Annotated in this window: 17 protein-coding genes and 2 pseudogenes; 12 read left to right on the forward strand and 7 right to left on the reverse strand. The window is 68.1% G+C overall.

Going from position 1 to position 25,221, the window contains the following annotated elements; all coding sequences use genetic code 11:
• Positions 1-32: 32 nt before the first annotated feature.
• Positions 33-881: a nitroreductase family protein gene (locus N177_RS07210; RefSeq protein WP_023431624.1), complete on the reverse strand. Its 849-nt coding sequence runs from the start codon at positions 879-881 to the stop codon at positions 33-35.
• A 240-nt stretch (positions 882-1,121) separates the two neighbouring features.
• Here N177_RS07210 and N177_RS07215 point away from each other — a divergent pair, with 240 nt between their 5' ends.
• The 4 genes from N177_RS07215 to N177_RS07230 all read left to right on the forward strand — a co-directional run bounded on the left by N177_RS07215 (position 1,122) and on the right by N177_RS07230 (position 5,094).
• Positions 1,122-2,117, forward strand: coding sequence for a Bug family tripartite tricarboxylate transporter substrate binding protein (locus N177_RS07215; RefSeq protein WP_023431625.1), 996 nt, complete (start codon positions 1,122-1,124; stop codon positions 2,115-2,117).
• 37 nt (positions 2,118-2,154) lie between these two features.
• Positions 2,155-2,694, forward strand: coding sequence for a tripartite tricarboxylate transporter TctB family protein (locus N177_RS07220; RefSeq protein ID WP_023431626.1), 540 nt, complete (start codon positions 2,155-2,157; stop codon positions 2,692-2,694).
• A gap of 11 nt (positions 2,695-2,705) precedes the next feature.
• A complete protein-coding gene (locus N177_RS07225) occupies positions 2,706-4,235 on the forward strand; it encodes a tripartite tricarboxylate transporter permease (protein WP_023431627.1) in 1,530 nt (509 codons plus the stop codon).
• Between the two features lie 103 nt (positions 4,236-4,338).
• Positions 4,339-5,094, forward strand: a complete 756-nt coding sequence (locus tag N177_RS07230) for a 3-oxoacyl-ACP reductase family protein (RefSeq protein ID WP_023431628.1) — start codon at positions 4,339-4,341, stop codon at positions 5,092-5,094.
• Positions 5,095-5,097: 3 nt separating this feature from the next.
• On the opposite strand, the gene N177_RS20530 is transcribed toward N177_RS07230, so the two are convergent.
• Complete coding sequence (locus N177_RS20530; protein WP_051402280.1) at positions 5,098-8,238, reverse strand: rhamnosyltransferase WsaF family glycosyltransferase; 3,141 nt, start codon at positions 8,236-8,238, stop codon at positions 5,098-5,100.
• Between the two features lie 185 nt (positions 8,239-8,423).
• Between N177_RS20530 and N177_RS20960 the strand changes: the two genes are divergently transcribed.
• Positions 8,424-9,308, forward strand: a complete 885-nt coding sequence (locus N177_RS20960) for a sulfotransferase (protein ID WP_081718424.1) — start codon at positions 8,424-8,426, stop codon at positions 9,306-9,308.
• Between the two features lie 302 nt (positions 9,309-9,610).
• Here N177_RS20960 and N177_RS07240 read toward each other — a convergent pair whose 3' ends face one another.
• Both N177_RS07240 and N177_RS20535 read right to left on the reverse strand, forming a co-directional pair.
• Entirely contained in the window at positions 9,611-10,573 is a 963-nt protein-coding gene (locus N177_RS07240) for a calcium-binding protein (protein WP_051402281.1), read from the reverse strand.
• Between the two features lie 182 nt (positions 10,574-10,755).
• Positions 10,756-13,335, reverse strand: a pseudogene (locus N177_RS20535) (M10 family metallopeptidase C-terminal domain-containing protein); the annotation flags it as partial.
• A gap of 226 nt (positions 13,336-13,561) precedes the next feature.
• Here N177_RS20535 and N177_RS07250 point away from each other — a divergent pair.
• Positions 13,562-13,972, forward strand: coding sequence for a hypothetical protein (locus N177_RS07250; RefSeq protein WP_023431633.1), 411 nt, complete (start codon positions 13,562-13,564; stop codon positions 13,970-13,972).
• A 12-nt stretch (positions 13,973-13,984) separates the two neighbouring features.
• Here N177_RS07250 and N177_RS07255 read toward each other — a convergent pair whose 3' ends face one another.
• On the reverse strand, positions 13,985-14,614 hold the full coding sequence (locus N177_RS07255; protein ID WP_023431634.1) for a response regulator: 630 nt from the start codon (positions 14,612-14,614) through the stop codon (positions 13,985-13,987).
• A 104-nt stretch (positions 14,615-14,718) separates the two neighbouring features.
• Here N177_RS07255 and N177_RS22240 point away from each other — a divergent pair, with 104 nt between their 5' ends.
• Positions 14,719-18,216 carry an EAL domain-containing protein gene (locus tag N177_RS22240; protein WP_051402282.1) on the forward strand — a complete coding sequence of 1,166 codons (3,498 nt, stop codon included), beginning with the start codon at positions 14,719-14,721 and terminating at the stop codon, positions 18,214-18,216.
• 160 nt (positions 18,217-18,376) lie between these two features.
• Here the strand turns inward: N177_RS22240 and N177_RS21620 are convergent, their stop codons facing one another.
• Positions 18,377-19,000, reverse strand: coding sequence for a VWA domain-containing protein (locus tag N177_RS21620; protein ID WP_023431636.1), 624 nt, complete (start codon positions 18,998-19,000; stop codon positions 18,377-18,379).
• Positions 19,001-19,544: 544 nt separating this feature from the next.
• Positions 19,545-19,667 (reverse strand): annotated as a pseudogene (locus N177_RS22365) (pilus assembly protein TadG-related protein); the annotation flags it as partial.
• A 348-nt stretch (positions 19,668-20,015) separates the two neighbouring features.
• Between N177_RS22365 and N177_RS07270 the strand changes: the two are divergent.
• The 5 genes from N177_RS07270 (at position 20,016) to glnT (ending at position 25,198) form a co-directional block, all read left to right on the forward strand.
• A complete protein-coding gene (locus N177_RS07270) occupies positions 20,016-20,669 on the forward strand; it encodes a helix-turn-helix domain-containing protein (RefSeq protein WP_040485339.1) in 654 nt (217 codons plus the stop codon).
• 107 nt (positions 20,670-20,776) lie between these two features.
• Positions 20,777-21,670 carry a class II glutamine amidotransferase gene (locus tag N177_RS07275; RefSeq protein WP_023431638.1) on the forward strand — a complete coding sequence of 298 codons (894 nt, stop codon included), beginning with the start codon at positions 20,777-20,779 and terminating at the stop codon, positions 21,668-21,670.
• Positions 21,670-22,359: a GltB/FmdC/FwdC-like GXGXG domain-containing protein gene (locus N177_RS07280; protein ID WP_040485340.1), complete on the forward strand. Its 690-nt coding sequence runs from the start codon at positions 21,670-21,672 to the stop codon at positions 22,357-22,359. The genes N177_RS07275 and N177_RS07280 overlap by 1 nt, the downstream gene beginning before the upstream one ends.
• Positions 22,360-22,371: 12 nt before the next feature.
• Positions 22,372-23,712: an FMN-binding glutamate synthase family protein gene (locus N177_RS07285; protein ID WP_023431640.1), complete on the forward strand. Its 1,341-nt coding sequence runs from the start codon at positions 22,372-22,374 to the stop codon at positions 23,710-23,712.
• Between the two features lie 190 nt (positions 23,713-23,902).
• Entirely contained in the window at positions 23,903-25,198 is a 1,296-nt protein-coding gene (glnT, locus tag N177_RS07290) for a type III glutamate--ammonia ligase (protein ID WP_023431641.1), read from the forward strand.
• Positions 25,199-25,221: the final 23 nt, after the last annotated feature.

Here is a 25,221-nt window from a genome sequence, read left to right on the forward strand (position 1 = left end):
CAACACGAGGGGACGGAGGTTCGCCTAGCCGTTCAGTCGAGCTTGAAGCCCTTGCGCCGGACATAGGTCCCGAAACCCTGCCGCTGGGGCTCAGTGTACTGGCGGGTCTTGTCCTCCTCCCAGCCATAGGTCGCCGCCTCGCCGAAGCGGTCGACGGCGCGCTGGCGCCGGTAGGGCTTGCGGAGGCGCCGCCGCGCCTCGTATTCGGCCAGCGTCTCGGCAAAACTCGGCCCCTCGCCGAAGTGATCCTCGTGAACGGTCGCATCGAGGCCGAGGCGCGGGGTGACCGTATCTGCCTCCGCCGGCCAGCCGAGGCAGAGGCCCGCGACGGGGATCACGCGGGGCGGCAGGCGGAGCAGGCGGTCGACGCGTTCCGGATCGTTGCGGATCTGGCTCACCGGGCAGGTGCCGAGGCCGAGGAGGGCCGCGGCAGCGACCATGCCGCCGAGGACGAGGCTCGCATCGACGACGGCATTGAACGCCGCGTCGAAATGGTCGTTCGGGAAGGTCCTGCCGGTGCGCTCGAACATCCCCGCGAGCCGCGCTCCGTCGGCGCACACGACCAGGAACTCGGGCGCCGCGAGCATCCACTCGGCCCCTGCGACGCCCTCGAGAACCTGCTCGCGGAGCGCGGCGTCGGCCACCCGCACCACGTCGGCCTGCTGCAGGTCGCTCTTCGTCGGCATCGAGAAGCCGGCGGCGAGGACGAGGTGGAGAAGCGCGGGCTCGACGGGGCGGCTCGCGTAGGACCGGCATGACCGGCGGTCGAGCATCGGCCGGAGCGGTCCCGCCAGCGCGTCGAGCCCGGCGAGGCCCGCCGCTCCCGGCCGTCCGAACCGCTCCTCGAGCAGATCATCCAGTGTCGGCTGCGTCGTGACCACGATCCGTCACCCCCTGCTCCGCCTTCGCCTCCCCAGACTTTAGAAGAGTAGTTGCGAAGGCAGCAACTCCGTCCTACGCTCGATCGACAAGGGGGCTTGCTGCGGCACCCACGACGCGTCATTGTGTAGACTGTCGACAATCCGGCGTGAATGGGCGGGGGGCGCGTCGACGCTCTTCCGGCGCCTGGATCGGCAAACAAAACGAGCCGAACGAAGAAAACGGCACTCGGGAGGAAGAGAATGAACGGGACCAGGATGTTCGAGGGACGGATCTCCCTCAGGCGGGCGGTGGCCACGGGCGTGGCTCTCGCGGCCTTCGGGCTGGCCGGCAGCGCCCTCGCCCAGGACGATTTTCCGACGAAGAAGATCGAGATCGTCTCGCACGCAGCACCGGGCGGCGGCACAGACATCACCGCGCGCATGTGGATGGATGCCGCCACGGCCGAACTCGGGCAGGACTTCGTCATCGTCTACAAGCAGGGTGGCGGCGCCCGCTCCGCGCACGAATATGCGATGAGCAAGGAGGCGGACGGCTACACGGTGGTGGCCTTCACGCCGACCCATCTCTACTCGATCGCGCGCGGCAACTCGCCCGCGTCGATCGACGACTTCACGGGTCTGGCGCGCGCGATGCAGGACCCCTCGCTGATCGTGGTGCGCGCCGACAGCGAGATCGAGAGCTACGACCAGATGATCGAGGCTTCGAAGGAGAGGGCGCTCAACTGGGGCGTGGCGCAGGTCGGCGGCACGGAGCATATCGGCATCGCCCGGTGGGCGGACGCGGCCGGCGTAGAGTTCCGCGTCGTGCCCTTCGGCAGCGGCGGCGAGATGATCACGGCCCTGCGCTCGGGCGCGATCGACGCGACGCTCGCGAATGTGAGCGAGGCGCTGAGCCAGATCCAGAACGGCGAGCTGCGCGCCATCGCGGTGCTGGCCGACGAGAAGGTCGAGGATCTCCCGGACGTTCCGACCGCCGCCGAGAACGGCCACGACGTCTCCGTCTACACGACCCGCGGCTACATGGTGAAGGCGGGCACGCCGCCGGAGCGGGTGCAGAAGCTCTCCGACGCGCTGGTGAAGGCGATGCAGAGCGACCGCTTCAAGGAGTACCTGACCGATTCCGGCCTCGATCCCGACGACAGCGTCGCCGGCAGCGAGGAGTGGGACGCCCAGCTGAAGGAGATGTATGCCGAGGAGAAGGCCGTCATCGACCGCCTCGGCCTGGCGAACCAGTAGGCCCTGCGCGAGCGGGCGCTCCGAGGACCTTTGCATCATGAACCCTGCTGATCACCAGCAGACGGAGGGGGGCGCCGAGCGACGGCCGGCGCCCCTCTCGGTCCACCGCACGGATCTCGTGCTGGCGCTCGTCCTGCTCGGGATCTGCGCCATCCTCTGGTGGGACACGACGACGTTCCCGGAGATCCCGGCCTCGCTCGCCCAGAACGCGCCGCCGACCGTCTTTCCGCGGCTGATGCTGGGGGCGATCATCATCATGGCGCTCTTCCTGCCCTTCGAGCACCGGATGAAGCCCGACGGCGGCGAGGACATCGACCGGGGGCGTGAGGAAGCGCCGCGCCCGATCGTCTTCCTGACCGGCGCCGTGATCATCGCCGTCGTGTTCCTGACGCAGTGGATCGGGTCGCTCATGGCGATGGTGCTCGTGACGGCCGTCATCCCGTGGCTCTGGGGCGAGCGCCGCTATGCCGCGATGGCCCTGTTCGCGATCGGGCTCCCGATCGCGGTCTGGTTCGTCTTCACGGTGCTGCTCGAAGTCAATCTCGTCGCCGGCATTCCCGGCCAGTTCTTCGAATAGGAGAGAGCCCCGTGGACCTCGATTCAATCATGACGGGCATCTCGCTCATCATGGCGCCGACGAGCCTCCTCCTGATCTTCGTCTCCGTCCTGATCGGGATCACGGTCGGCGCCCTGCCGGGCCTCAGCTCGACGATGGCGGTGGCGCTGCTCCTGCCCTTCACGATCGGGCTCGATCCCGTGCTCGCCATCTGCATGATGGCCGCGCTCTACTGCGCGGGGACCTTCGGCGGCTCGATCACCGCGATCCTGATCAACACGCCCGGCGCGCCGCCGGCCGTCGCGACCTCGTTCGACGGCTACCCGCTCGCGCAGCGCGGCGAGGCGGGGCGGGCCCTCGGCATGGCGGCCGCCGCGAGCGTCGGCGGCGGGCTCTTCAGCCTCGTCATCTTCATCATCGCCGCGCCGCTGCTGGCGGCGATCGCGCTCAGCTTCCGGCCCCAGGAGTATTTCGCGCTCACCCTGTTCGGCCTGTCCATGCTCGCCGCGATCAGCGGCAAGTCGGCGCTGCGCAACCTGATCGCCGGGGCCTTCGGGGTCCTCGTCTCCACCGTCGGCATCCACCTCGTGACCGGCATCGAGCGCTTCACCTTCGGCATGCCGGCCCTCTATGACGGGATCGACTTCGTGCCGGTCCTGATCGGCATCTTCGCGATCTCCGAAATGCTGAACCAGTCGCAGTTCACCAAGGAGGTGAAGAAGGTCGTGCGCTCGGCGGCGCTGAAGCTGCCGAGCCGGGAGGATTTCCGGCGCTGCCGCGTCACCATCCTGCGCTCGAGCGTCATCGGCACGCTGATCGGCATCCTGCCCGCCGAGGGCACCACGGTCGCCGCCATCATGGGCTACAACGAGGCCAAGCGCTGGTCGAAGAACAAGGAGGAGTTCGGCAAGGGCTCGATCGAGGGCGTGGCCGGCGCCGAGGCCGCGAACAATGCCGGCACGGGCGGGGCCATGGTGCCGACGCTCGCGCTCGGCATCCCCGGCAGCGGCACCACCGCGATCATCCTCGCCGCCCTCATGATGCACGGCTTCCGGCCGGGTCCCTTCCTGATGGAGGAGACGCCGGAGTTCATGTACGCGATCTTCACGGCGATGTTCCTGGCGAACTTCATGTTCCTCTTCGTCGGCCTCGCCGGCGTGAAGGTCTTCGCCCTGATCAGCCTGATCCCGCGCACCTTCCTCTGGCCGGCCGTCTTCGTCTTCGCGATGATCGGCGCCTACGCCTACCGCCAGACGATGTTCGACGTGTGGGTGATGCTGACGGCGGGCGTGATCGGCTTCTTCGCGCTGCGCCACGGCTTCGGGCCCGCGCCCTTCGTGATGGGGCTCGTGCTCGGCGGGCTGATCGAGAAGTCGTGGTCGCAGTCGATGATCATCTTCGACAGCAACTGGCTGCGCTTCTTCGAAAGCCCGATCTGCAACCTGTTCTTCGCCCTGACCGTGCTGTCCCTGCTCGGACCGGTGATCGGCGGGCGGATCGCGGGAATGCTGCAGTCGGCGATGCGAACCTACTTCCCGCGAAGATCGAGCCTAGAGGAATGACGGACGCTGCCGGACGGGCTGGCACGCCCGGACCGGCAGCGCCCCCGGCTCGCGGCCCTCGCGGGACCTCATCCACACGAGCGGAACCCTGAAGGAGCGAGCGATGGCGAACGGCGCGGAGGGAGGCGAGCTTGCGGGGAGCGTGGCGATCGTCACGGGCAGCGCCCGCAACATAGGTCGTGCGATCGCCCTTAAGCTCGCGGCGCAAGGGGCCGCGGTGGTCGTCCACGCCAGGTCCTCGCGAGGCGACGTCGAGGCCGTCGTGGCCGAGATCGAGGGGCGCGGCGGCCGGGCGGCCAGCCATCTGGGCGACCTCGGCGACCCCGAGGCCGCGAGAGCTCTCGTCGCGGCGGCGGTCGAACGGTTCGGCAGGCTCGACATCCTCGTGAACAACGCCGCACTGCGGCGCGACGCGCCGATCGAGGAGATCTCGGCCCAGGACTGGACGGACGTGATGCGCAGCATCCTCGACGCGACCTTCTACTGCTGCCAGGCGGCGATCCCGCATCTCTCGGCCGGCGGGCAGGGCGCGATCGTCAACATCGCCGGCGTCGCCGCCCATTCCGGCATCGGCGGCCGGGCGCATGTCGTGGCGGCGAAGTCCGGCGTCGTCGGCCTCACGCGCGGCCTCGCGGCCGAGCTCGCCGGCCGGGGCGTCACCGCGAACTGCATCTCGCCCGGCTATATCGACACGAAGCGCGACCACGTGCCGCCGCATTTCCAGGAGCGGCCCGTCCCGCTCGGCCGGCCGGGCACTCCGGACGAGGTGGCGGCCGCCGCGCTCTATCTCTGCGGGCCCTCGGGCCGCTTCGTCACCGGCCACACGCTCCACCTCAACGGCGGCTGGTTCATGGGCTGAGCGCTATCGCAGGCGCCGGACGATCTCTGCCGCCACCGCGGAGGCAACCTCCGCCATGTTCGAGGAGCCGCCGTAGAACCAGTCGATCTTCGCCTGGCCGCGCCACCCGGCGGCCGGGTCGGCCTGCCAGCGGCGCGCGAGATCGCCCAGCGTCGCCGCCACCTCCGACACGTCGAAGCTCGCAAAGCTCGTGATGTTGTCGTGGGTTTCCGAGAGATCCTTGGAGCGGTAGGTGTTCGCGAGCACGAGCACGCCCGCCTCCGCCATCTCCAGCGGCGGATAGCTCGGATGGGGCGACACCATCAGCGAAACGCCGAGTGCGGCGCGCGAGGCGAGATCCGCATAGTCCCTGAGGCTCAGCCGCCCCTGGACCTCGATCTGCCGGCAGGCGCGGAGCTCGTCCGCCTGGAAGTCCTCGCCGATCGCGATGAACCGCCAGCCGCTCCAGAGCTCGGGCTCCGCCCGGAGGGCCGAGGCGACGAGCATGTCGAGGAACGGCAGGCAGTTCCGCTCCGCGTGCGGGCGCGCGTAAAGGAGGACGATTTTCTCCTTCGGCGTCTCGCGGCGCAGGAAGCCCTGGAAGATCTTGTTTATCCCCGGCAGGAGGACGTGGCCGCCCTCGTAGTAGCCCATCCTCACGAAGTCGTCGCAGAGGATCCGGGTGTTGAAGATCGGAATCGTCCGCCCGGGGTGGCGGTAGGTCGCATCCGCGAGGGCGTACTTCGTCGACCAGGCATAGAAGCCGCACTCGTAGTCCTGGATCATGTAGGCGAAGAAGCGATCACGCTGGCCGAACAGATCGTCCTGCTGGCGCAGGAGATCGACTGCGTTCTGTGCGGTCCACCAGGCGGTGGCCAGGAAGACGTCGTTGTCGCGGACGAAATACGGGTAGCGGTGGCGCTGCGCGGCGTCGAAGACGGTGTCCATGTCCGCGACGTCGAGGCCGACCGGCGAGGCCAGCTCGTGGCCCTGCGGCGGGAAGTACTGCGGGCCCGGCGAGGCGTCCGTGGCGATGAGGCGGCCGTCGAACGCGTCACCGAGCTCGTCACGGACGGCATGGAAGAGGTCGAGCGCGGTGGCCACACCCGCATAGCCCTGGCTCGTATCCACCGTCGGGATGAGCAGATTGAAGCGAGGCTTCTCCACGTCTGATTTGCGCGCGAGGAAGAGCGTCGTCTCCGGGTAGTAGTGGCGCAGCTCCCCCTTGTCGCGGCGGCAGGGGAAGAAGCGGTTCGGCCGCGGCGTCAGATCCCGTGCCCGGGACCGCTCCACCGAGCGGCCGACATAATAGTCGAAGCCGGCGATCTCCACGAAGTAGAAGAAGCCGCGCTCGATCGCATGAGCGAGCGTGCCGTCCACCTGGCCCGCTTCGGGATCGAAATGGTCGAGCGTGAGGTTGAGGTCGAGGAGCGGCGCGAGCGCTTCTCCGCGGAACCAGAACATCGAGCCCGAGGGAAAGTCGAGCACGTGCTCGCGCGTCAGCTCCTCGCCCAGGAGGTCGATCAGGCCCGACAGGAGCCTGAAGTCGCCACCCCACTGGATGAGCTTGCGGATCGGCTCGTAGTGGTCCGGCGCGTAGGCACCTGCCTTCTCGCGCGACAGGAGGCCCAGAATGTTGCGGACGGTGGCCTCGCTGCCGAGATTGCCGGCGATCAGGTACCGCCGCCAGGCCTCGAACTCCTGGGCGTAGTGGCGCGACTTCTTCGTGTGGACGTGAACGCCGAAGTCGACCTCCCGCAGGCGGTCGCGGAAGCCCACCACCATCGGCGCGATGTCGCGGCCGCGATTGGGGTGGAGCCGGATCTCGAAGGGATGGCGGGAGATCGCCTCGCAGGTCGCCTGGATCTCCTGCAGCTTGCCCATCGTGTCGGTGCTGATGAAGAGCGTGCAGTTGCCGGGCACGTTGTTCGCAGCAGGGACGATCTCTTCGGCGAGGTCGGTGTAGAAGATGTGGGCGAAGACACCGATTCTCGCCCTTTCGAGGGCGTCCGTATCGTCCGGCTCGATGACCACCTCGTCGCTCGGCACGTCGAAGACGCGCCTCGCCTCCGGCAGCGGCTTCGTGCGCTGGTCGGGCTCCTCCAGCGCACGGCAGTGAAGGCCGAGGCGCGACCCGACGGTCAGGTAGTGGTAGAGGGGGTTCGTGTGTGCCGCCTCCGGCGTCGCCCGCGCGTAATGCGCCGCATGGAAGAGGGGGTGGGGCTGCGCCCGCCCCTCGCTCCAGCCGCCGTGCAAATAGTGCAACAGCGCGTCCTGTGCCGCCTCGAAGACGTCGGGGCTGTGCCGGTAGTAGGTGCGCTTGGAGAAGAACGGGTGCGGATCGAGAAGGCTCGCATGGCCCCGCTCGACATACTCGACGAGCGGGTGGAGTTCCGCATGCTCCGAGGCCGCTCGATCGCGGGCGAGCTGCTCTCGGTAGAAATCCACGTCGAAGAGCGGATGCGGGCTCGGCGCCTCCGGATCCGACAGAATCTCCTCGAGCGGCGACCGCTTCAGATCCGCGAGCGTTCGCTGCGTGCGCGCGGCGAAATAGACGGGATCGACCAGCGGATGTGGCGTGAAGCCCTTGGACCAGCCGACATGCATGTAGTGCGACAGCGCGTCCGGCTGGAGATCGCTCGAGAGGCCGTTGGCATGGATGTAGTGCCGGACGTCGAAGAGCGGGTTCGGGTTCCGGTCCCGCCAGCCGCCGAGGATATAGTCGAGGAACGGATCGGTCGGAGCCACGCCGCGGAGATAGGTCTTCGCGTACCACTCGGCCCAGAACATCGGGCAGGGACGGTTGCCGAGCCGCCAGCCCTCGCTCACGTAATGCTCGAACGGCCGCGCCTCGGCCTGAGTGTCCTTCAGATAGGTGTTCCAGTACCAGTGCGCGCGGAAGGCGGGGTGGGGATCCTTGTGGTAGGGAATTCCCGTCGTGACGAAATGCTCGAGCGGGTCGATCTCGGTGTCCGCGAGCTCCGGGTTCGTGAGCTTGTACCAGCCGAGGTCGAGATAGGGCGACGGCGAGAGGCCCTTCCTGCGGCCGATGGCCCGGTAGTGATCGAAGAGGTCGCCTTGGACGGCCGCGCCACCCAGCTGCCGCCGATAATGGGAAGGATCGAAAACCCGCCGCATGGCGGCGAGCGTGCTCTCATCTGTCATAGGACGATTCCGATCAGGGCCGACCGTGGACCCGGGGTTCTCCTCGGCCATAGAACCCGCCTTCCCCGCTGTCAACGAACCTCCTCCATGCCGCTTCAAGTTGCTTGACCGGCTGTCGCACGTCCGGGTATGGGACCCCGTTGCCGGAGCGCCGGCATCGGCCGTTGTGATCTAAAGGAAGTGCCGTGAGGTATTTTACCTGTATCGGAGCGCAGAAGTCGGGCACGACTTGGCTCTACGAGGCTCTTTCGGCTCACCCGGATGTCGGCCTCTCTCCGATCAAGGAGCTCCACTATTTCGACGAGAAATATATTGGTGAAGGTCACTTTAAGTTGCGCCTTTCGACTTTTTCTCAACAAATTATGAAATATATTACTGAAGCAGAGATTTCTCTGGGGTCTAGACAGCCGTATCGCGACCGTTTTTCTCCTGTCCCGCAAGAGACTATTGCTTTAAGCAAGTTTTTTGGAATTCATGATGATGCTTCATACAAACGATACGTGACCTCTTTCGCGCGGGGAAAGCGGGTATGCGGTGACATTACACCGGAGTACGCTCTTCTTCCTCCACGAGGCTTTCAGAATATCGTAAGAATATTTCCGGGCGCCAAGATCATATTTATGATGCGCGATCCGATCGGCCGTTTTTGGTCACAAATAAGAATGGAAGCCAAGAGGTCGGGCAAGCGAGCTGATCAGATTGCGAACAACAGATTGGACCAATCGCGTGGAGTGATACCTGCGCGATCAAACTACAAAAGGACTATATTAAATATTGATAAAGCTGGCCTTGAGAATGAAAGAGTAATGTATGTTTTCTATGAAGATTTTTTTAGGAACGGTGTTTCTCCCAGTTCCTTCGCGAACCTGACAGGCTTTTTAGGTATAAACCATTTTTCAGAACAGCTCCGAGAGGATCTGTCGGCCCGACATGTACATAAGGGGGAATCAGAGGAAATTCCCGAGTCACTGGTGCCGCGCCTGTACGAATTGATGCTACCGATCTATGAGTTCTGTCGTGGCCGTTTCGGGGCTCTTCCGGAGGAGTGGGAGATGCGCGGCTCTACGTAACGCCGGAGAACGAGGGCCTTTGCCTGCCTCGCCGTCGAGTTGAAGGCGCGCGCAGATGCAGCAGGCCTGCCTCTTCCATATGAGCTTTGTGTCAGGCGCGCTCACGGGCGGTTCTCGGCGGCAATCCGTGCGGGGTTATATGCCGGGCGGGAAACGCCCCGAAAACTAGCACAGAGGCCTGCGCCAGCGGTTGTCTCTCTCGGGGCGTCGCCTCGGGAAGTCAGCCGGAGTGAAATCCGGGGCAGGGGGCGGGGCCGGCAGGTGGCTGTGCCCGCGGGCCCTCTCCGTTCGCAGGGTGGCCGTCACACGACCATGAAGTCGGCGGCCGTCATGGTGAGGCCGGTGTTCAGGGTGGCGAAGCGGATCTGCGCTGCGCCGCCCGCGCCGTCGGCGTCGTAGAAGAGGTCGCCCGTCGCCTGGTTGTAGATGACGTGGTCGTCGGCATCCGCCGCCGCGGCGCCGATGCGGAAGGACGAGGCCGACAGGGCGCCGACCGACAGCGCCGCGAACACTGCGTCGTCGAGCCAGATCGTGTCGTCGGCGACGACGAAGCCCGTGATCTCGTCGACATTCGTCGCGGCGTTCAAGGCCGTGTCGAAGACGAAGACATCGTTGCCCAAGCCGCCGATCAGCCGGTCGTCGCCGTCTCCGCCATACAGCGTGTCGTTGCCCGCGCCGCCGTTCAGCGTGTCGTTGCCGCCGAGGCCATGGAGCGTGTTCGCGCCCGCGTCGCCGGCAAGCGTGTCGCCGAAATTCGATCCGACGAGGTTCTCGATGGAATAGAGCGTGTCGCCCTCGGCATCGCCGCCGGACGCGGTGTTGTTCCACAAGCCCACCGCCACGGCAGCCGAGGACGAGGCGTAGTTCGCCGTGTCGATGCCGGTGCCGCCGCCGAGGACATCCGCGCCGGCGCCGCCGATCAGCGTGTCGTCGCCGGCTCTGCCGATCAGAGTGTCGTTGCCGCCGCGGCCGAAGAGCAGGTTGCCGACCGCATCGCCGGTCAGCCTGTCGCCGAAGGCCGAGCCGACGAGATTCTCGATCGACAGCAGCGTGTCGCCCGCCGCATGGCCGCCGCTTCCCGTTCCTGTGTTGAGCGAGACGTCGACCGCCGCGTTCGAGGCGGTGTAGTTCGCGGTGTCGTTGCCCGCACCGCCATGGAGCGTGTCGGCCCCGGCCCCGCCGATCAGGGTGTCGTTGCCGCCGCGGCCGTAGAGCGCGTTCGCGGCGCCGTTGCCGGCCAGGAGGTCTCCGAAATCCGAGGCCACGAGGTTCTCGATGGAGTAGAGCGTATCGCCGGCGGCGTGGCCGCCGGTCCCCGTGCCTGTGTGCAGCGAAACCTGGATGGCCGCGCCGGACGTGGCGTAGTTCGCCGTGTCGATCCCCGCGCCGCCGCCGAGGACATCGGCTCCGGCGCCGCCGACGAGCGTGTCGTCGCCGCCCCGCCGATCAGCGTGTCGTTGCCGCCGAGGCCGAAGAGCAGGTTGCCGCCCGCGTCGCCGGTCAGCCTGTCGCCGAAATTCGATCCGACGAGGTTCTCGATGGAGTAGAGCACGTCTCCGGCCGCGTGGCCGCCGGTGGCGGTGCCGGCCTCCAGCGAGACCTGAACGGCTGCGCCCGACGAAGCGTAGTTTGCCGTGTCGACGCCCCCGCCGCCGGCCAGTATGTCCGCGCCGGCGCCGCCGATCAGCGTGTCGTTGCCCGCAAGCCCATAGAGCGCGTTCGCGCCGCCGTGGCCGACCAGAATGTCTCCGAACGACGAGCCCACAAGGTTCTCGATGGAGTAGAGGGTGTCGCCTTCGGCGTCGCCGCCGCTGCCCGTGCCGTTCTGCAGCGACACCTGGACGGCCGCCCCCGAGGAGGCGTAGTTCGCCGTGTCGACGCCCGCGCCGCCGCCCAGCACGTCGGCGCCGGCGCCGCCGATCAGCGTGTCGTTGTCGGCTCCGCCAGCGATCGTGTCGTTGCCGGCATTGCCGGTCAGGACATTGTCCGCGGCGTTGCCGGTGATCCGGTCGTTGCCGGATCCGCCGACCGCGTTCTCGATCACCGTGCCGTGGGCGATGGTCAGGCCGCCGAAGACGCCTTCCACGAAGGAGACGTAGCCCGCGCCGCCTTCCTCGTAGAGCAGGGTCGCGGCCCGGAGGTCGATCGTCGCATTCTTGTTGCCGGTGTACTGGAAGGTGTCGTTGCCGCCGACGTCGTGGATCGTGCGGAAGCCGGTGCCGTCGACGTTGGCGTCGACGATCGTGAAGGTCGAGTCGCCGCTGTTCATCGTCGTGCTTGCGCCGTAGCGCGCCTGCAGATTCGCGACGTCGAGCGTCGAGGGACCGAGCGCGAAGCCGTATCTGTCAAGGAGGCTGGGCGCAGTGCCGCCCGGCGCCGACCCGTTCGTGTCGCCCCGGTAGTTGTAGCCCATGATGGTGAAGGCGCCGTGGTTGAAGTCGAAGTCGCCATAGTCGCCGGTGGACGAGGTCACGCCGTTCATCACCGGCGAGATGCCGCCGATGTCGTGCGCGTGGGCGAGGCCGAGGGCGTGGCCGAACTCGTGGATCAGCGTGTGATAGGCGCCGTTTCCGGGATCCCAGTTGTTCGTATAGAGCCCCGGCGCAAGGAAGCTGCTCGACTGCAGGTTCCACTTGCCGACATTCGCGCCGAGCGTGCCCGAGGGGCCGAAGCTGCCTGACGACCCGTCGCTCGCGTTGTAGGTGACGAGGAAGAGGTTCGCGTCGGCGGGATTGAGTGTGCGCGTGACCGTCAGTTCGGCCGTGTAGGACGCCATCGTCTCGAGCCCGTGCATCGAGGCGTCGATCATGTACGGATCCCAGCCGAGCGACGTCGTGCCGTCATAGGTCTCGCCGGCATTCGCGAAATAGACCCGGATGTTCGGGTCGTAGACGTTCACGCCCCAGTCGACGGCGTCCGTCGGCTGGTTGACCGTCATGTCCTCGACGATGATCGAGTACTGGCCCGTGCCATCGTCGCCGAAGTCGGCCGCCTCGAGATAGTAGGTCCCTGTCGTCGAGGGAGAGAAATCGAGATAGGAGTTAAGGTAGTAGAAGCCTTGACCCGAGCCCTTCGCCCCGTCGTCGTTGAAGGCGATCTGGTTCGTCAGGGCGGCATCGTCGTAGACCCTGAGGACGGTGTCGGCCAGAGAGTTCGTGTTGCCGGCGCTGTTGCCGAAGAGGTAGATCGAGTAGGTCTTCCCAGCCTCGAGTGTGATCGAGAAGGAGTCCCGCTCCCCGGCGAACGAGATGTCTCCGTTCGTGTAGCCGTCGAGCCCGATCGCCACCGTTGGCGAGCTCGTGATGCCGGTGCCCTCGTTGGGACCGGACTTGGAGATCGGGGCGGCGTCGAGCGAGCCGATCGGCGCATCATAGGGTCCGAGCTCGGCGGCCTTCGGGTCGCTGATGGCCAGGAGCCCCGCCGCGGGATCGAAGATGCCGGTGGTGGCATCGTCGTCGGCTTCGCTGGAGGTGGACGCCGTGTCCGTGAGCGGTCCGGCGGATCCGGCCGCGTCCGGCGACCGCGCGCTCTCGAACAGGTCCTCGATGGCGTCGAGCAGGTTCGTGAATGTCTGCCACCCCTGCGCCAGCGGATCGTTCGCGGGGCGGTCACCGACGACCAGGTCCTCGATCTCGTCGAGCAGCGACCGGAAGCCCGTCCACACTCTGAGCAGGCCGTCGTCATCCAAGGTGCCCGTGCTCGACTGCAGCAGGTCGCGGAAGTCGTCCGCCAGGAGCTGCGGCCGCTCCCAGTCGAATGCCTCTTCCGCGCTCGCCGTCTGCGATGCGAGGAGGTCGCGATACTTCGCGAGCACCTCCAGAAGCGTGTCGCCCGCGGCTGCGGGCTCGTCCGGGTGCCAGAACCGGCTGTGCAGGCCGCCCGTCAAGGCGGTGAGCCCGGCCCACCTGTCGAGATCGCTTCCGCCGTCCGCGAACCTGTTCTTCAGGTCCTCCAGGTCAGCGCCCTCGCTCTCGCCGGTTGCTCCGTCACCGAGCCACTCTTCGAAACCGCCCTGCCAGATCCCCATCGAACTGCCCCACCCCTGCCCGTTTTCGGGTTTCCTTTAGGGTAAGGCTAGCAGGAAGTCGGATACCGGCAAAGTCGCATCATGTCACTGAATGGATTGTGATCTCTTCGGAAGAGCAGGTGGAATTACCGGCTTCCGGGGAGAGGCGGCAGATTTCGCAGGAGCGATTGGGCAAATTCTGCTGGTTCTCAACGGGTCGCGGCGGAGGTGCGGGGAGATGAGGCGGGTGAGTGGGCAGTCCGGATCGGCCCCGGCAAGGCTGCGGAACGCCGAGGATCGGACGTCGGGAGGTCCGGAACGGTCCACGGCGATCGCCGCGGCACTCGTCGCGTCCATCGCCGCTCTCGGCGCCGGCGCGGCCTCCGCCGAGGCGATGGGGGGAGACATGACGCCCGGTCCGGCCGTGACGGAGGGGGCGGGCGTCGGCGGGCTGCCCTTCGCGGGCGAGCGGCGCTTCCGCTGCCTCGACGACTATCTCGCCTATCTCAGGCAGGCGAGCGCCATGGGTGCCTCCTACTGGGAGGAGGTCTCGCCCGGCCTCTACCGCCGCACCGGCGGCGAGCCGATGGCCATTCCGGAGGAGCGGCCCGTGCGCACGCGTGCGGAGCTGATGCGGGAGTTCGGGTTCGACTGCTGACGCGCCACCTGCTCAGCCTTCCGGCGTTTCCGGCGGGAGGAGCGTCCGCAGCGCGCGGCGCGCCTCGGTGACGATGGTCTGGAGGCGGCTCGCCGTCGCCTCGTCGCGCGCCTCCTCCGCAAGCAGCATTGCCGCCTGCTCGATCGTCTCGAGCGAGAACCTGACGCGCTCCCCATCCGCCTCCTGCGCCCGCGCGGCCGGTGCCTGGGGCCGCGCCCGCAGCTCCTGCTCGGCTCGGGCCGAGCGCAGGACGTGGAGCAGGTGGTAGCTCAGCTGCCGCCAGTTGACCGGCTTCGTCGCGAAGGAGCTCGAGCCGAGCGCATAGGCGCGGTCGATCGAGGCGATGTCCTCGCGGCCGGTCAGCATGACGCAGGGCAGGCCCGAGAGCCGGGGATCGGAGCGGATCAGCCGCAGGAGCTCGAAGCCGTCCCTGCCCGGCATGTCGATGTCGAGGAGGACGAGGTCGAATTCCTCCTCCTGCAGCTTCCGCCAAGCCTCGTCCCCGTCGGCCGCAGCCTCGACCGTCGCCTGCGGCGTCGCGAGATGGACCTTCGCGAACTCGCGCAGGATCGGATCGTCGTCGGCGGCCAGAAGTCTTACGGGCTCGTCGAGCACGTAAGACCATGCGGTCTCTTCGGCCATGGTTTCACCTTGTCTTTCTCCCCGTGGCAATGCCCGAGAAAAAGCGCCGGTTCAACGCCTCGCTCACCTTTGTGGTGGCATGGTCGTCCCGAGGGGGACCACACGTGCATATCAGAAAAAGCCGCTCGATCAGGACGAGGCTGGCAATTCTCGTCTTCGCCGCCGTCGGCGCCGCCGTGGTGCTGACGACGCTCCTGGGGGTCTGGAAGGAAACCGTACGCTATGCGGAGGCGCGGCGCGAGACGACGCTCGCGGTGGCGCACGCCTTCGCCGCCGCGGCGGCACCGGCCACACGGACCGGCGACGGGACGGCGGCCTTCGCCGCGATCCGCGGGATCGCCGACGTGCCCGGCATCCTGTTCTCGGAGCTGCGTTCGGCTGCGGGGCCCGTGCTGGCGACGACGGGCGCCGCCACGCGCCTGCAGTCCGACGTCGAAGCGCAGGAAGAGGGCATCTCGCCGCTTCGCCTTCTCTTCAGCCGCGATCTCGGTGTGCGCGTCCCTGTCGTCAGCGGCGGCGAGGAGGTCGGCACCCTCGCGCTCGTCGCCGACATGTCGGGCCTCCGGCGCGCGATCCTCCAGACGCTTCTCGTGACGCTTCTCGGCGGCGCCACGGCGCTTGTCGTCGGCCTCGCCGTCGCCGCCCGCCTGCAGAGGGGCCTGACGGGCCCGCTGGCGCGACTGACGGAGACGATGAGCCGCATCCGCCGGAGCCACGACTATCGCACCCGGCTCGAGGTCGAGAGCGACGACGAGGTCGGCATCCTGGTCGACGGCTTCAACACGATGCTCGGCGAGATCGGCGAGCGCGACCTGAAGCTCGCCCGTCACCGGCAGGACCTCGAGCGCGAGGTCGATGAGCGCACACGCGACCTGAAGCTCGCGCGCGACGCCGCCGAGGAGGCGAGCGCGGCCAAGTCCGCCTTCCTCGCCACGATGAGCCACGAGATCCGCACGCCGATGAACGGGGTGCTCGTGATGGCGGAGCTGCTCGCCTCCTCCGGCCTGCCCGAGCGGCAGCAGCGCTATGCCGACGTCGTCGCACGCTCGGGGCAGGGGCTCCTGGCGATCATCAACGACATCCTCGACTTCTCGAAGATCGAGTCCGGCAAGCTCGAGCTCGAGAGCGTGGCCCTGAACCCGGCCGACCTCGCCGACGAGGTGGTGACGCTGTTCGCGGAGCGGGCGCGCTCGAAGGGTCTCGACCTCGCCGCCCATGTCGCGCCGGACACCGCCGCGGCGGCCACGGGCGACCCCGTGCGGCTGAACCAGATCATCGGCAACCTCGTGAACAACGCGCTGAAGTTCACGGAGGCCGGCTACGTCCTCCTGACGGTGCGGCCCGATCCCGAGCGGCCGGGCTTCACCGAGTTCGCCGTCCACGATTCCGGCATCGGTATTCCCGAGGACAAGATCGGCACGCTGTTCGAGGCGTTCGCGCAGGCCGACCAGTCGACGACCCGCCGCTTCGGCGGCACCGGGCTCGGCCTCGCCATCTGCCGCCGGCTCGTCGAGGCGATGGGCGGGGAATTCCGCGTGACGAGCCGGGTCGGCAAGGGCTCGACCTTCGCCTTCTCCGTGCCGCTCGCGGGCGAACCTGCCGCCTGGCCGGCCGTGGCCGGAGCGAAGCGGGCGGTCGTGGCGGTCGGCGGCGAGGCGACGACGCTCGCGCTCGTGCGCTACCTCGCCGCCGCCGGCTACGAGGTCGCGGGCGCGGACGAGCGGGCCGGCGCCCGCGTGGCGCTCGCCGTGGTGGGCGAAGACGCGCCCGCGCCCGAAGCGGACGTCGTCCTGCGCCTGTGCCCGATCGGGGCGGAGGTCGCGCCTGCGGGCGCTGTGGCGCTCCTCACCAAGCCCCTTCTCGCTGCGGAGCTTCGGGAAACCCTGGGCCGGGTCGCTGCCGGCAGGAGCCTCCGAGACGCCGCGGCGCGGGCCCGCAAGACGGAACGACTACCCCAGTACCGCGGGCTGCCGGTGCTCGTCGCCGACGACAGCCCGGTCAACCGGGAGGTCATGGTCGAGACGCTGTCGCGCTTCGGCATCGTTCCAGACCTCGCGGCGGACGGGCTCGAGGCGGTGTCGGCCGTTGCGGCGAAGACCTACGCGCTCGTCTTCATGGACGGCAGCATGCCGGAGCTCGACGGCTTCGAGGCCACGAGGCGCATCAGGTCTGCCGAGCCGGCCGGCAGCCACGTGCCCGTCGTGGCGCTGACGGCCCATGTCGTCGGCTCGGAGGCCGAAGCCTGGCGCGGTGCCGGGATGGACGGCGTCGTCCACAAGCCCTTTACCATCGACGACATCGCACGCTGCCTCGCGACCCATTGCGCGGGCCGCCGGACGGAAGCGGTGGAGGGGGCCGATCCGGTCGAGCCGCCGGTGGCGAGCGCCGCCGTCCCGGTGGCCGCGCCCTCTCCGGCAGGCGAGGCAGAGCCGCCGCTTCTGTCTCCGGAGATGCTGGCCCAGCTCGACGAGATGGCGGCGGCCGGCCGCTCCGACTTCGTCGAACGGGTCTTCGGGCTCTATCTCGAGCACGCCCCGGGCAGCCGCGAGGCACTTCGCGCCGCCGTGGGGAGCGGCGATGCGGAGGCCGCCGGCAAGGCCGCGCACGTGCTGAAGTCGATGAGCTACAATATCGGCGCGGCGAGGGTCGCGGCGCTGGCGGGCGCGGTCGAGCGGGCCGCCCGCGAGCGTGGGGAGCAGCCCGGGACGGCCGAGCGCGGCCGGCTCGACGCGGCGCTCGACGCCACGCTCGAAGCCATCCGCCGGCGGCTCGCGGGCGGAAGCGAGGAGCCGGACCCGTCCGCCACCCTCATTAGCGGACCCGCCTCCGGGGAGGATGAGCTGGCGGCGGCACTTGAATCCGCGCTGGCGAGTGATGAGCTCACGCTCGTCTACCAGCCGCTCGTCGACCGGCATACGCGTCTCACCGCCGGGGTGGAGACGCTCCTGCGCTGGGACCGGAACGGTTTGCCGGTCTCGCCGGGAGAGTTCATCCCGGTGGCCGAGCGCAGCGGCCTCATCGTCGGAATCGGCGACTACGTGCTGCGGCACGCCTGCGCGCGGGCGAAGGGCTGGGGCATCGATCTCGCCGTCAACATCTCGCCGGCGCAGCTGCAGGATCGGGACTTCCCGGCGCGGGTCGAGACGATCCTCGCCGAGACCGGCTGCGACCCGCGCCGCCTCGTGCTCGAGGTGACGGAGTATGCGCTGCTCGAGGACGAGGAGACGGGGCTGGCCGCAATCGGGCGCCTGAAGGAGAAGGGCATCCGCTTCGCCCTCGACGATTTCGGCACCGGCTATTCGAGCCTCACCTATCTGCGGCGCCTGCCCTTCGACGAGATCAAGATCGACAGGAGCTTCGTCGCCTCCGCCGAGACGGCGATCGACTGCGCCACGATCATCCACGCCGTCGTCAGCATCGGCCGCTCCCTCGGCAAGAAGATCGTCGCCGAGGGCATCGAGACGGAGGGACAGCTGCGTTTCCTGTCGGCTGCCGGCGTGCACCTCTTCCAGGGCTACCTGCTCGGCACGCCGATGAGCCCCGAGGACATCGAGGCGCGGCTTGCGGCGGAGCGCGAGGAGGCGCTCGCGAAGGCGATGTGAGGGCCGGAGACGGCGCTCGCCGCCGCTGGCGGGGGCACGGGCCGCCGCGGGCCTCTGATCCCGTGCGACGCGGCCCCTCGCTTGTCCGATGTACCCGGCCTCGGATGCCGCGGCACGGATGCGTCACCGGGAGGATCTCTGCGGCTGGCCCGTGGGCCGGCTACTTCGTCAGGCGCGACGTTCCGACCGGGCCGACCCCGGCCGGCACCGGCACGTCGGTCCGGTGGTAGTCCGTGTTGAGGAAGAGGCGCGGCGAGCCGCGGAGCATCAGCCGGTTGGCGACGATCGCGGTATAGGCTGAATCCTGCGAGACGTCCTCGTCCGTGTCCACCACGAAGCGGCCGCGCGGCAGATAGATCGTGCCGACGAGCTTCCGCGCCTTCACGCTCAGCACCTCGTAGCGCAGATTCGGCGCCATGTTGCGGTCCTCGAAGAGGAGGATCCCCGCGAGCGGGCCGTCCTTCGGCGCGCTGATCTCGACGACGGATGCCGGTTCGAACCGCATCATGCTGTCGCCGTAGACCGGGTTCTTGCCGAGGTCGCCGGTGAAGTAGAAGGCGACGTTGTCGCCCTTCAGCGTCGCGCCGTGTTCGAGCCGGTGGCAGCCCTCGCCCTCGTCGTCATCGTCGTCGTCGTCATCGTTCTCGCCACCCTTGCAGACGGGCCCCCCGGGGCCGACGATGAGCGGGCCGTCCTTGATGACGTACACCCCCGGCATGAGGTGGACGACGGCGTCCCTGTGGATGTGGAGACCGCCGCAATAGGTGCCGGGGGAGAGCGTCACCGTTCTGTTGTTGTAGATCGACGGGCCGGACCGGCACGGGCCGACGACGGGTGCCGCCCGCTGTGTGAGCGGGTCGGTCAGACTTGGACAGTCGGTGAGCGCGGGCGGATAGAAGCCTGTGCCTTCCGCCCCGCCGGCCGAACAGTTGCGGGCGGCCTCGAATCAGCGCACCGGACACGCTCCGCATCCCCCGTGTCGCGGTGGAGTTCGAGTAGACGGAGCACTCCCGCGCGCTCAGGCGGGCCCGGTCGTCGAGGTCGATCACCGCCGTCGACCGGTCGTCGAGGCCGATGACGCAGACCTTCTCGCCGAGGGCCGAGGCCGTCGAACGGGTGGTGACGGGGTAGTGGTCGTCTCCGAGCACCCGGCCCACGAGCGATTCGAGGTGAAGCCGGGCCACCACGGTGACCGCGGACTGCCGCGTCTCGACGGCCACCTCCACGCTCAGTTGCCGCCCGCCGCCGAAGCGCGCCTCGACCATGCTGCGCGCCACCGCCTGGATCTGCGTGACGGGGGCGGCGGTCAGAAGCTCGCTCGCTCCCGCCAGCGCGGCGGCATCGGTCGCGGACTGCAGCTTCGAACGATGCAGCGTCAGATTGCCCATCTCGACCGCGACCGCCACCCCGACGAAGATCACCGGGCTCATAATGCCGAAGACGACGGCCATCGCTCCCGACCGACAGCGGAAGAAATGCGAACACAGACGCAACACGACGGAACTCCCCAACTCCACCGTTCAGCTTGCGCCCGTCCGGTTCAAGGCTCCGCTTATCGTTCGTTTAAAATCCTCCCCAATTCCATAATCGCAGGTCACCCCGTTGCCGCACCGGGCGACACTGTGACCTGCGCGGGCCTAATCTTGCCCGGGCTGCGACGAGGACTTTGCGGGGCTGCGAGGCCCTCTTGCCGCAGGCCTGGCGTGCTCGTGCTTTGACTCGCCGGCCGCGACGGCGGATCTTTCGGGATGGGGCGCCGATCCGGCCGCCGCCGCCTTCAACCGGGAACAAAGGACACGATGGCACAGAACAGCGCCAAGCCAGCCGCCGACGACACCGACGATCTCGCCACCGGCTCGACGGCTCCGCGGTCCGACCAGCGCACCCTCGAGCGTGCGCTCGGCTCGCATGTCCGGCGCCTTCGCCGGCAGAAGGACCTGTCGATCGCCGACCTCTCCTCCTCGGCGGGGATCTCGAGCGGCATGCTGTCGAAGATCGAGAACGGCCAGATCTCGCCGTCGCTGTCGACGCTGCAGCAGATCTCCTCGGCGCTGGGCGTGCAGATGTCGACGCTGTTCGCGGAATTCGAGGAGCAGCGCGACTGCTCCTTCGTGCGGGCCGATCAGGGCGTGGTCATCGACCGGCGCGGCACGAAGGCCGGCCACATCTACCGCCTGCTCGGGCATGGGCTTCGCGACGACGTCGTCGTCGAGCCCTACCTGATCGAGCTGCGCGAAGACGCCATGCCCTACACGAACTTCCAGCATGCCGGCACGGAGTTCATCTACATGCTGACGGGCCGCGTCACCTACCGGCACGGCGAGCAGATCTACGAACTCGGCCCCGGCGACGCGCTCCTCTTCGATTCCGCCGCGCTGCACGGGCCGGAGCGGCTGATCGAGCTGCCCTCCACCTACCTCTCCATCATCGTCTACACGCGCGACCAGGTGTAGCCGCGCGACGCCGTGCGCCGGCAGGAAAATCCGCTTCTCGAAATTGACGGGCGCACACCGATCGCATATTCCTGTTGGTCACGAAACTTAACTGACAGGAAAAAGGCATGTGCGGGATCGTAGGGCTCTTCCTGAAGCGTCCTGAACTCGAGCCGGAGCTCGGCACGCATCTGTCGCGTATGCTTGCGACGATGAGTGCGCGGGGCCCGGACAGCGCGGGCTTCGCCGTCTATGGCAGCGGTACGGCCGGCAAGGTGAAGCTCACCGTGAGCGCCGCGGCCGCGGCGGATCTCGAGGCCGGCCTCGCCGACCTCGGCGCCCATCTCGAGGAGCCGCTCGCCCCGCAGTATCACGAGACGCATGCGGTCGTGAGCGTGCCGGAGGGCAAGCTCGCCGAGGCTCGCCGAATGGTCGAGGGCGACGAGCGCCTTTCGCTCGTCGGCGTCGGCACGCGCATGGAGCTCTACAAGGAGGTCGGGCTGCCGGAGAAGGTCGCCGAGCGTTTCGGCCTGTCCGACATGCACGGCACCCACGGCGTGGGCCACACCCGGATGGCGACGGAGTCGGCGGTGACGACCCGCGGCGCCCATCCCTTCTCGACCTCGCTCGACGAATGCCTCGTCCACAACGGCTCGCTGTCGAACCACAACGCCCTGAGGCGCATGCTGTCGCGCGAGGGCATCCGGTTCTCGACCGAGAACGACACCGAGGTCGCCGCCGGCTACCTGACCTGGCGGCTGCAGCAGGGCGCCTCGCTGAAGGAAGCGCTCGAGGCGAGCCTGAAGGATCTCGACGGCTTCTACACCTTCGTCGTCGGCACGGAGAACGGCTTCGCGGTGCTGCGCGACCCGATCTCCTGCAAGCCCGCCGTGATGGCGGAGACCGACGACTACGTCGCATTCGGATCGGAATATCGCGCGCTCGCCGGCCTGCCCGGCGTCGACAAGGCGCGCGTCTTCGAGCCCAAGCCCGCCACAGTCTATGCATGGGAGCGTCAGTAATGCCCGAGTTCGACCTTGCAAGGAGTGAGGTGCGCGAGCTCAACCAAGCGCTGCATGCGCTTCAGCGCGAGACGAACGAGACCCACTGGAAGGTCCGCAACCCGGGCGGCAAGCATGCGCTGGCGGTCGGCCTCGACCTGCCGATCACCGTCGAGATCGACGGCCATGCCGGCTACTACTGCGCGGGCATGAACAAGGAGGCGACGGTGATCGTCTCCGGCAATGCGGGCGTGGGCGTGGCCGAGAACATGATGTCCGGCGAGGTCCGCGTGAAGGGCGACGCGAGCCAGTCTGCCGGCGCGACGGGACATGGCGGCCTCCTGGTGATCGAGGGCAATGCGTCGGCGCGTTGCGGCATCTCGATGAAGGGCATCGACATCGTCGTGAAGGGCTCGATCGGGCCGATGTCGGCCTTCATGGCGCAGGCCGGCAACCTCGTGGTGTTCGGCGACGCGGGCGAGGCGCTCGGCGATTCCATCTACGAGGCGCGCCTCTTCGTGCGCGGCAAGGTCTCGGGCCTGGGCGCGGACTGCATCGAGAAGGAGATGGGCCCGGAGGACAGGGAGGCGCTCGAGGGCGTTCTCGCCAAGGCCGGCATGGACGGCGAGGTGACGCCGGACGACTTCCGCCTCTACGGCTCCGCCCGGCGCCTCTACCACTTCAACATCGACAATGTCGACGCGTACTAAAGGGGCGCGGGAATGAACGACCACAGCCACCAGCACTCCCCGCGAACCCTGCCGCGCTACTCCGCGACGTTCGACCAGCACTCGATCTCGGAGATCGAGCGGGCGGCGGCGACCGGCATCTACGACATCCGCGGCGGCGGCGCGAAGCGGAAGGTCCCGCATTTCGACGACCTGCTCTTCCTCGGAGCGTCGATGTCGCGCTACCCGCTCGAGGGCTACCGGGAGAAATGCGGCACCGACGTCGTGCTCGGCAGCCGGTTCGCGAAGAAGCCGATCGAGCTCAAGATTCCGATCACGATCGCCGGCATGAGCTTCGGCTCGCTGTCGGGCCACGCCAAGGAGGCGCTGGGACGCGGCGCCTCCGCCATGGGCACCTCGACGACGACGGGCGACGGCGGCATGACGCAGGAGGAGCGGGGGCACTCCAAGACCCTCGTCTACCAGTACCTGCCGTCGCGCTACGGCATGAATCCCGACGACCTCCGGCAGGCGGACGCGATCGAGGTCGTGGTCGGTCAGGGCGCGAAGCCCGGGGGCGGGGGCATGCTGCTCGGCCAGAAGATCTCGCCGCGCGTCGCGCGGATGCGCACGCTGCCCGAGGGGATCGACCAGCGGTCCGCCTGCCGGCACCCCGACTGGACGGGCCCCGACGACCTCGAGATCAAGATCGAGGAGCTGCGGGAGCTGACGGACTGGGAGAAGCCGATCTACGTCAAGGTCGGCGCGACGCGGCCCTATTACGACACCGCCCTCGCGGTGAAGTCGGGCGCCGACGTCGTCGTGCTCGACGGCATGCAGGGGGGCACCGCCGCCACCCAGGAAGTCTTCATCGAGCATGTCGGCATCCCGATCCTGGCGGCGATCCGGCCGGCCGTGCAGGCGCTGCAGGACCTCGGCATGCACCGCAAGGTGCAGCTCATCGTCTCGGGCGGCATTCGGAACGGGGCGGACGTGGCGAAGGCCCTGGCTCTGGGCGCCGACGCGGTCTCGATCGGCACGGCCGCGCTGATCGCGCTCGGCGACAACGATCCCAAGCTCGAGGCCGAGTACCAGAAGCTCGGCACCACGGCCGGCGCCTATGACGACTGGCACGAGGGCAACGATCCGGCCGGCATCACCACGCAGCGCCCCGACCTCGAGGCACGGCTCGATCCGGTGAAGGCCGGGCGCCGGCTCGCCAACTACCTGGCGGTCCTGACGCTCGAGGCGCAGACGATCGCCCGGGCCTGCGGCAAGAACCACGTCCACAACCTCGAGCCCGAGGATCTCGTGGCGCTGACCGTCGAGGCCGCGGCGATGGCGAAGGTGCCGCTGGCGGGAACGAACTGGATCCCGGGACAGGGAGGATACTGAGAGCGGGCGGCGCGAAACGCCTCTCTGCACGCAGCTCGACGCCCGCCGTCATCTGCGGACATAGTGGCGAAGCCGCCTGTGTCGGGAACGTGTCGCTCTCGGACGGAAGGGGCAGCAGGAGAAACCTGTCCCTTCGCGTCCGGCCGATCCCGACGACTGAAACGGACAGAGGCACCAGTGGGGACCATGAATGACCGATCTTGAGAAGACAGCCAAAGATCGCGGTATCAAGCACTTCCTGATTTCCTATACCGATCTCTTCGGCGTCCAGCGGGCCAAGCTGGTTCCCGCGCGCGCCATCGGCGGGATGGCGAAGAACGGGGCGGGCTTCGCCGGCTTCGCCGGCGGCATGGACATGACGCCCGCCCATCCCGACCTGATCGCGCTGCCCGACCCCGACAGCTTCATCCAGCTTCCCTGGAAGCCGGAGGTCGGCTGGCTCGCATCCGACCTCTGGATGGACGGCAAGATCGTCGAGCAGGGCCCGCGCAACGTCCTGAAGCGGCTGAAGGCGGAGGCGGCCGAGAAGGGTCTGCAGGTCAAGAGCGGCGTCGAGTGCGAGTTCTTCCTGATCACGCCGGACGGCAAGGACGTCTGCGACACCGCCGACCGGCAGGCCAAGCCCTGCTACGACCAGTCGGCGCTGATGCGCCAGTACGAAGTCGTCGCCGAGGTCTCGGACGTCATGAGCCAGCTCGGCTGGGGCCCCTATCAGACGGACCACGAGGACGCGAACGGCCAGTTCGAGATGAACTGGGACTTCGACGACGCGCTCGTCACAGCCGACCGCCACGCCTTCTTCAAGTACATGGTCCGGTCGATCGCGGAGAAGCACGGGCTGCGGGCGACGTTCATGCCGAAGCCCTTCGTCGACCTCACGGGCAGCGGCTGCCACGCGCACGTCTCGGCATGGGACGGCGACCGCAACCTGTTCGCCGACGATTCCGACGAGCTCGGCATGTCGGAGCTCGGCTACAACTTCATCGGCGGCATCATCCATTCGGCCGAGGCGCTCTGCGCGCTCTACAACCCGACCGTCAACTCCTACAAGCGCATCAACGCGCCCCGCACCACGTCGGGGTCGACCTGGGCACCGAACTCCGTGACCTACAGCGGCGACAACCGTACGCACATGATCCGCGTGCCGGGCGGCGGCCGCTTCGAGCTCCGCCTGCCGGACGGCTCCGTCAACCCCTACATCCTCCAGGCGGCGACGATCGCGGCGGGTCTCGACGGCGTCGAGAACAAGCGCAACCCGGGCAAGCGCCTCGACATCAACATGTACACGCACGGGCACACCGTGACGGATGCCAAGAAGCTTCCGCTCAACCTGCTCGACGCCTTGCGGACGCTCGAGAAGAACGAGATGCTGAAGCAAAGGCTCGGCGGCTTCATCCCCTCCTTCCTCGCGAAGAAGACGGAGGAATGGAACAGCTATTGCGGACACCTGACCCAGTGGGAGCGCGATCACACGCTCGACTGCTGAGGCCTGCCGGACGCGCAGCGAAC

Origin of the sequence: Lutibaculum baratangense AMV1, assembly GCF_000496075.1 — a bacterium.
GTDB classification, from domain to species: Bacteria; Pseudomonadota; Alphaproteobacteria; order Rhizobiales; family Tepidamorphaceae; genus Lutibaculum; species Lutibaculum baratangense.

Excerpts from the sequence above, each read along its gene's own strand:
- N177_RS07285 (WP_023431640.1), top strand. The coding sequence starts at position 22,372 with ATGAACGACCACAGCCACCAGCACTCCCCGCGAACCCTGCCGCGCTAC.
- N177_RS07255 (WP_023431634.1), bottom strand. The coding sequence starts at position 14,614 with ATGGCCGAAGAGACCGCATGGTCTTACGTGCTCGACGAGCCCGTAAGA.
- N177_RS07280 (WP_040485340.1), top strand. The coding sequence starts at position 21,670 with ATGCCCGAGTTCGACCTTGCAAGGAGTGAGGTGCGCGAGCTCAACCAA.
- N177_RS07220 (WP_023431626.1), top strand. The coding sequence starts at position 2,155 with ATGAACCCTGCTGATCACCAGCAGACGGAGGGGGGCGCCGAGCGACGG.
- N177_RS07215 (WP_023431625.1), top strand. The coding sequence starts at position 1,122 with ATGAACGGGACCAGGATGTTCGAGGGACGGATCTCCCTCAGGCGGGCG.
- N177_RS07270 (WP_040485339.1), top strand. The coding sequence starts at position 20,016 with ATGGCACAGAACAGCGCCAAGCCAGCCGCCGACGACACCGACGATCTC.
- N177_RS07230 (WP_023431628.1), top strand. The coding sequence starts at position 4,339 with ATGGCGAACGGCGCGGAGGGAGGCGAGCTTGCGGGGAGCGTGGCGATC.
- N177_RS07275 (WP_023431638.1), top strand. The coding sequence starts at position 20,777 with ATGTGCGGGATCGTAGGGCTCTTCCTGAAGCGTCCTGAACTCGAGCCG.
- N177_RS20530 (WP_051402280.1), bottom strand. The coding sequence starts at position 8,238 with ATGACAGATGAGAGCACGCTCGCCGCCATGCGGCGGGTTTTCGATCCT.
- glnT (WP_023431641.1), top strand. The coding sequence starts at position 23,903 with ATGACCGATCTTGAGAAGACAGCCAAAGATCGCGGTATCAAGCACTTC.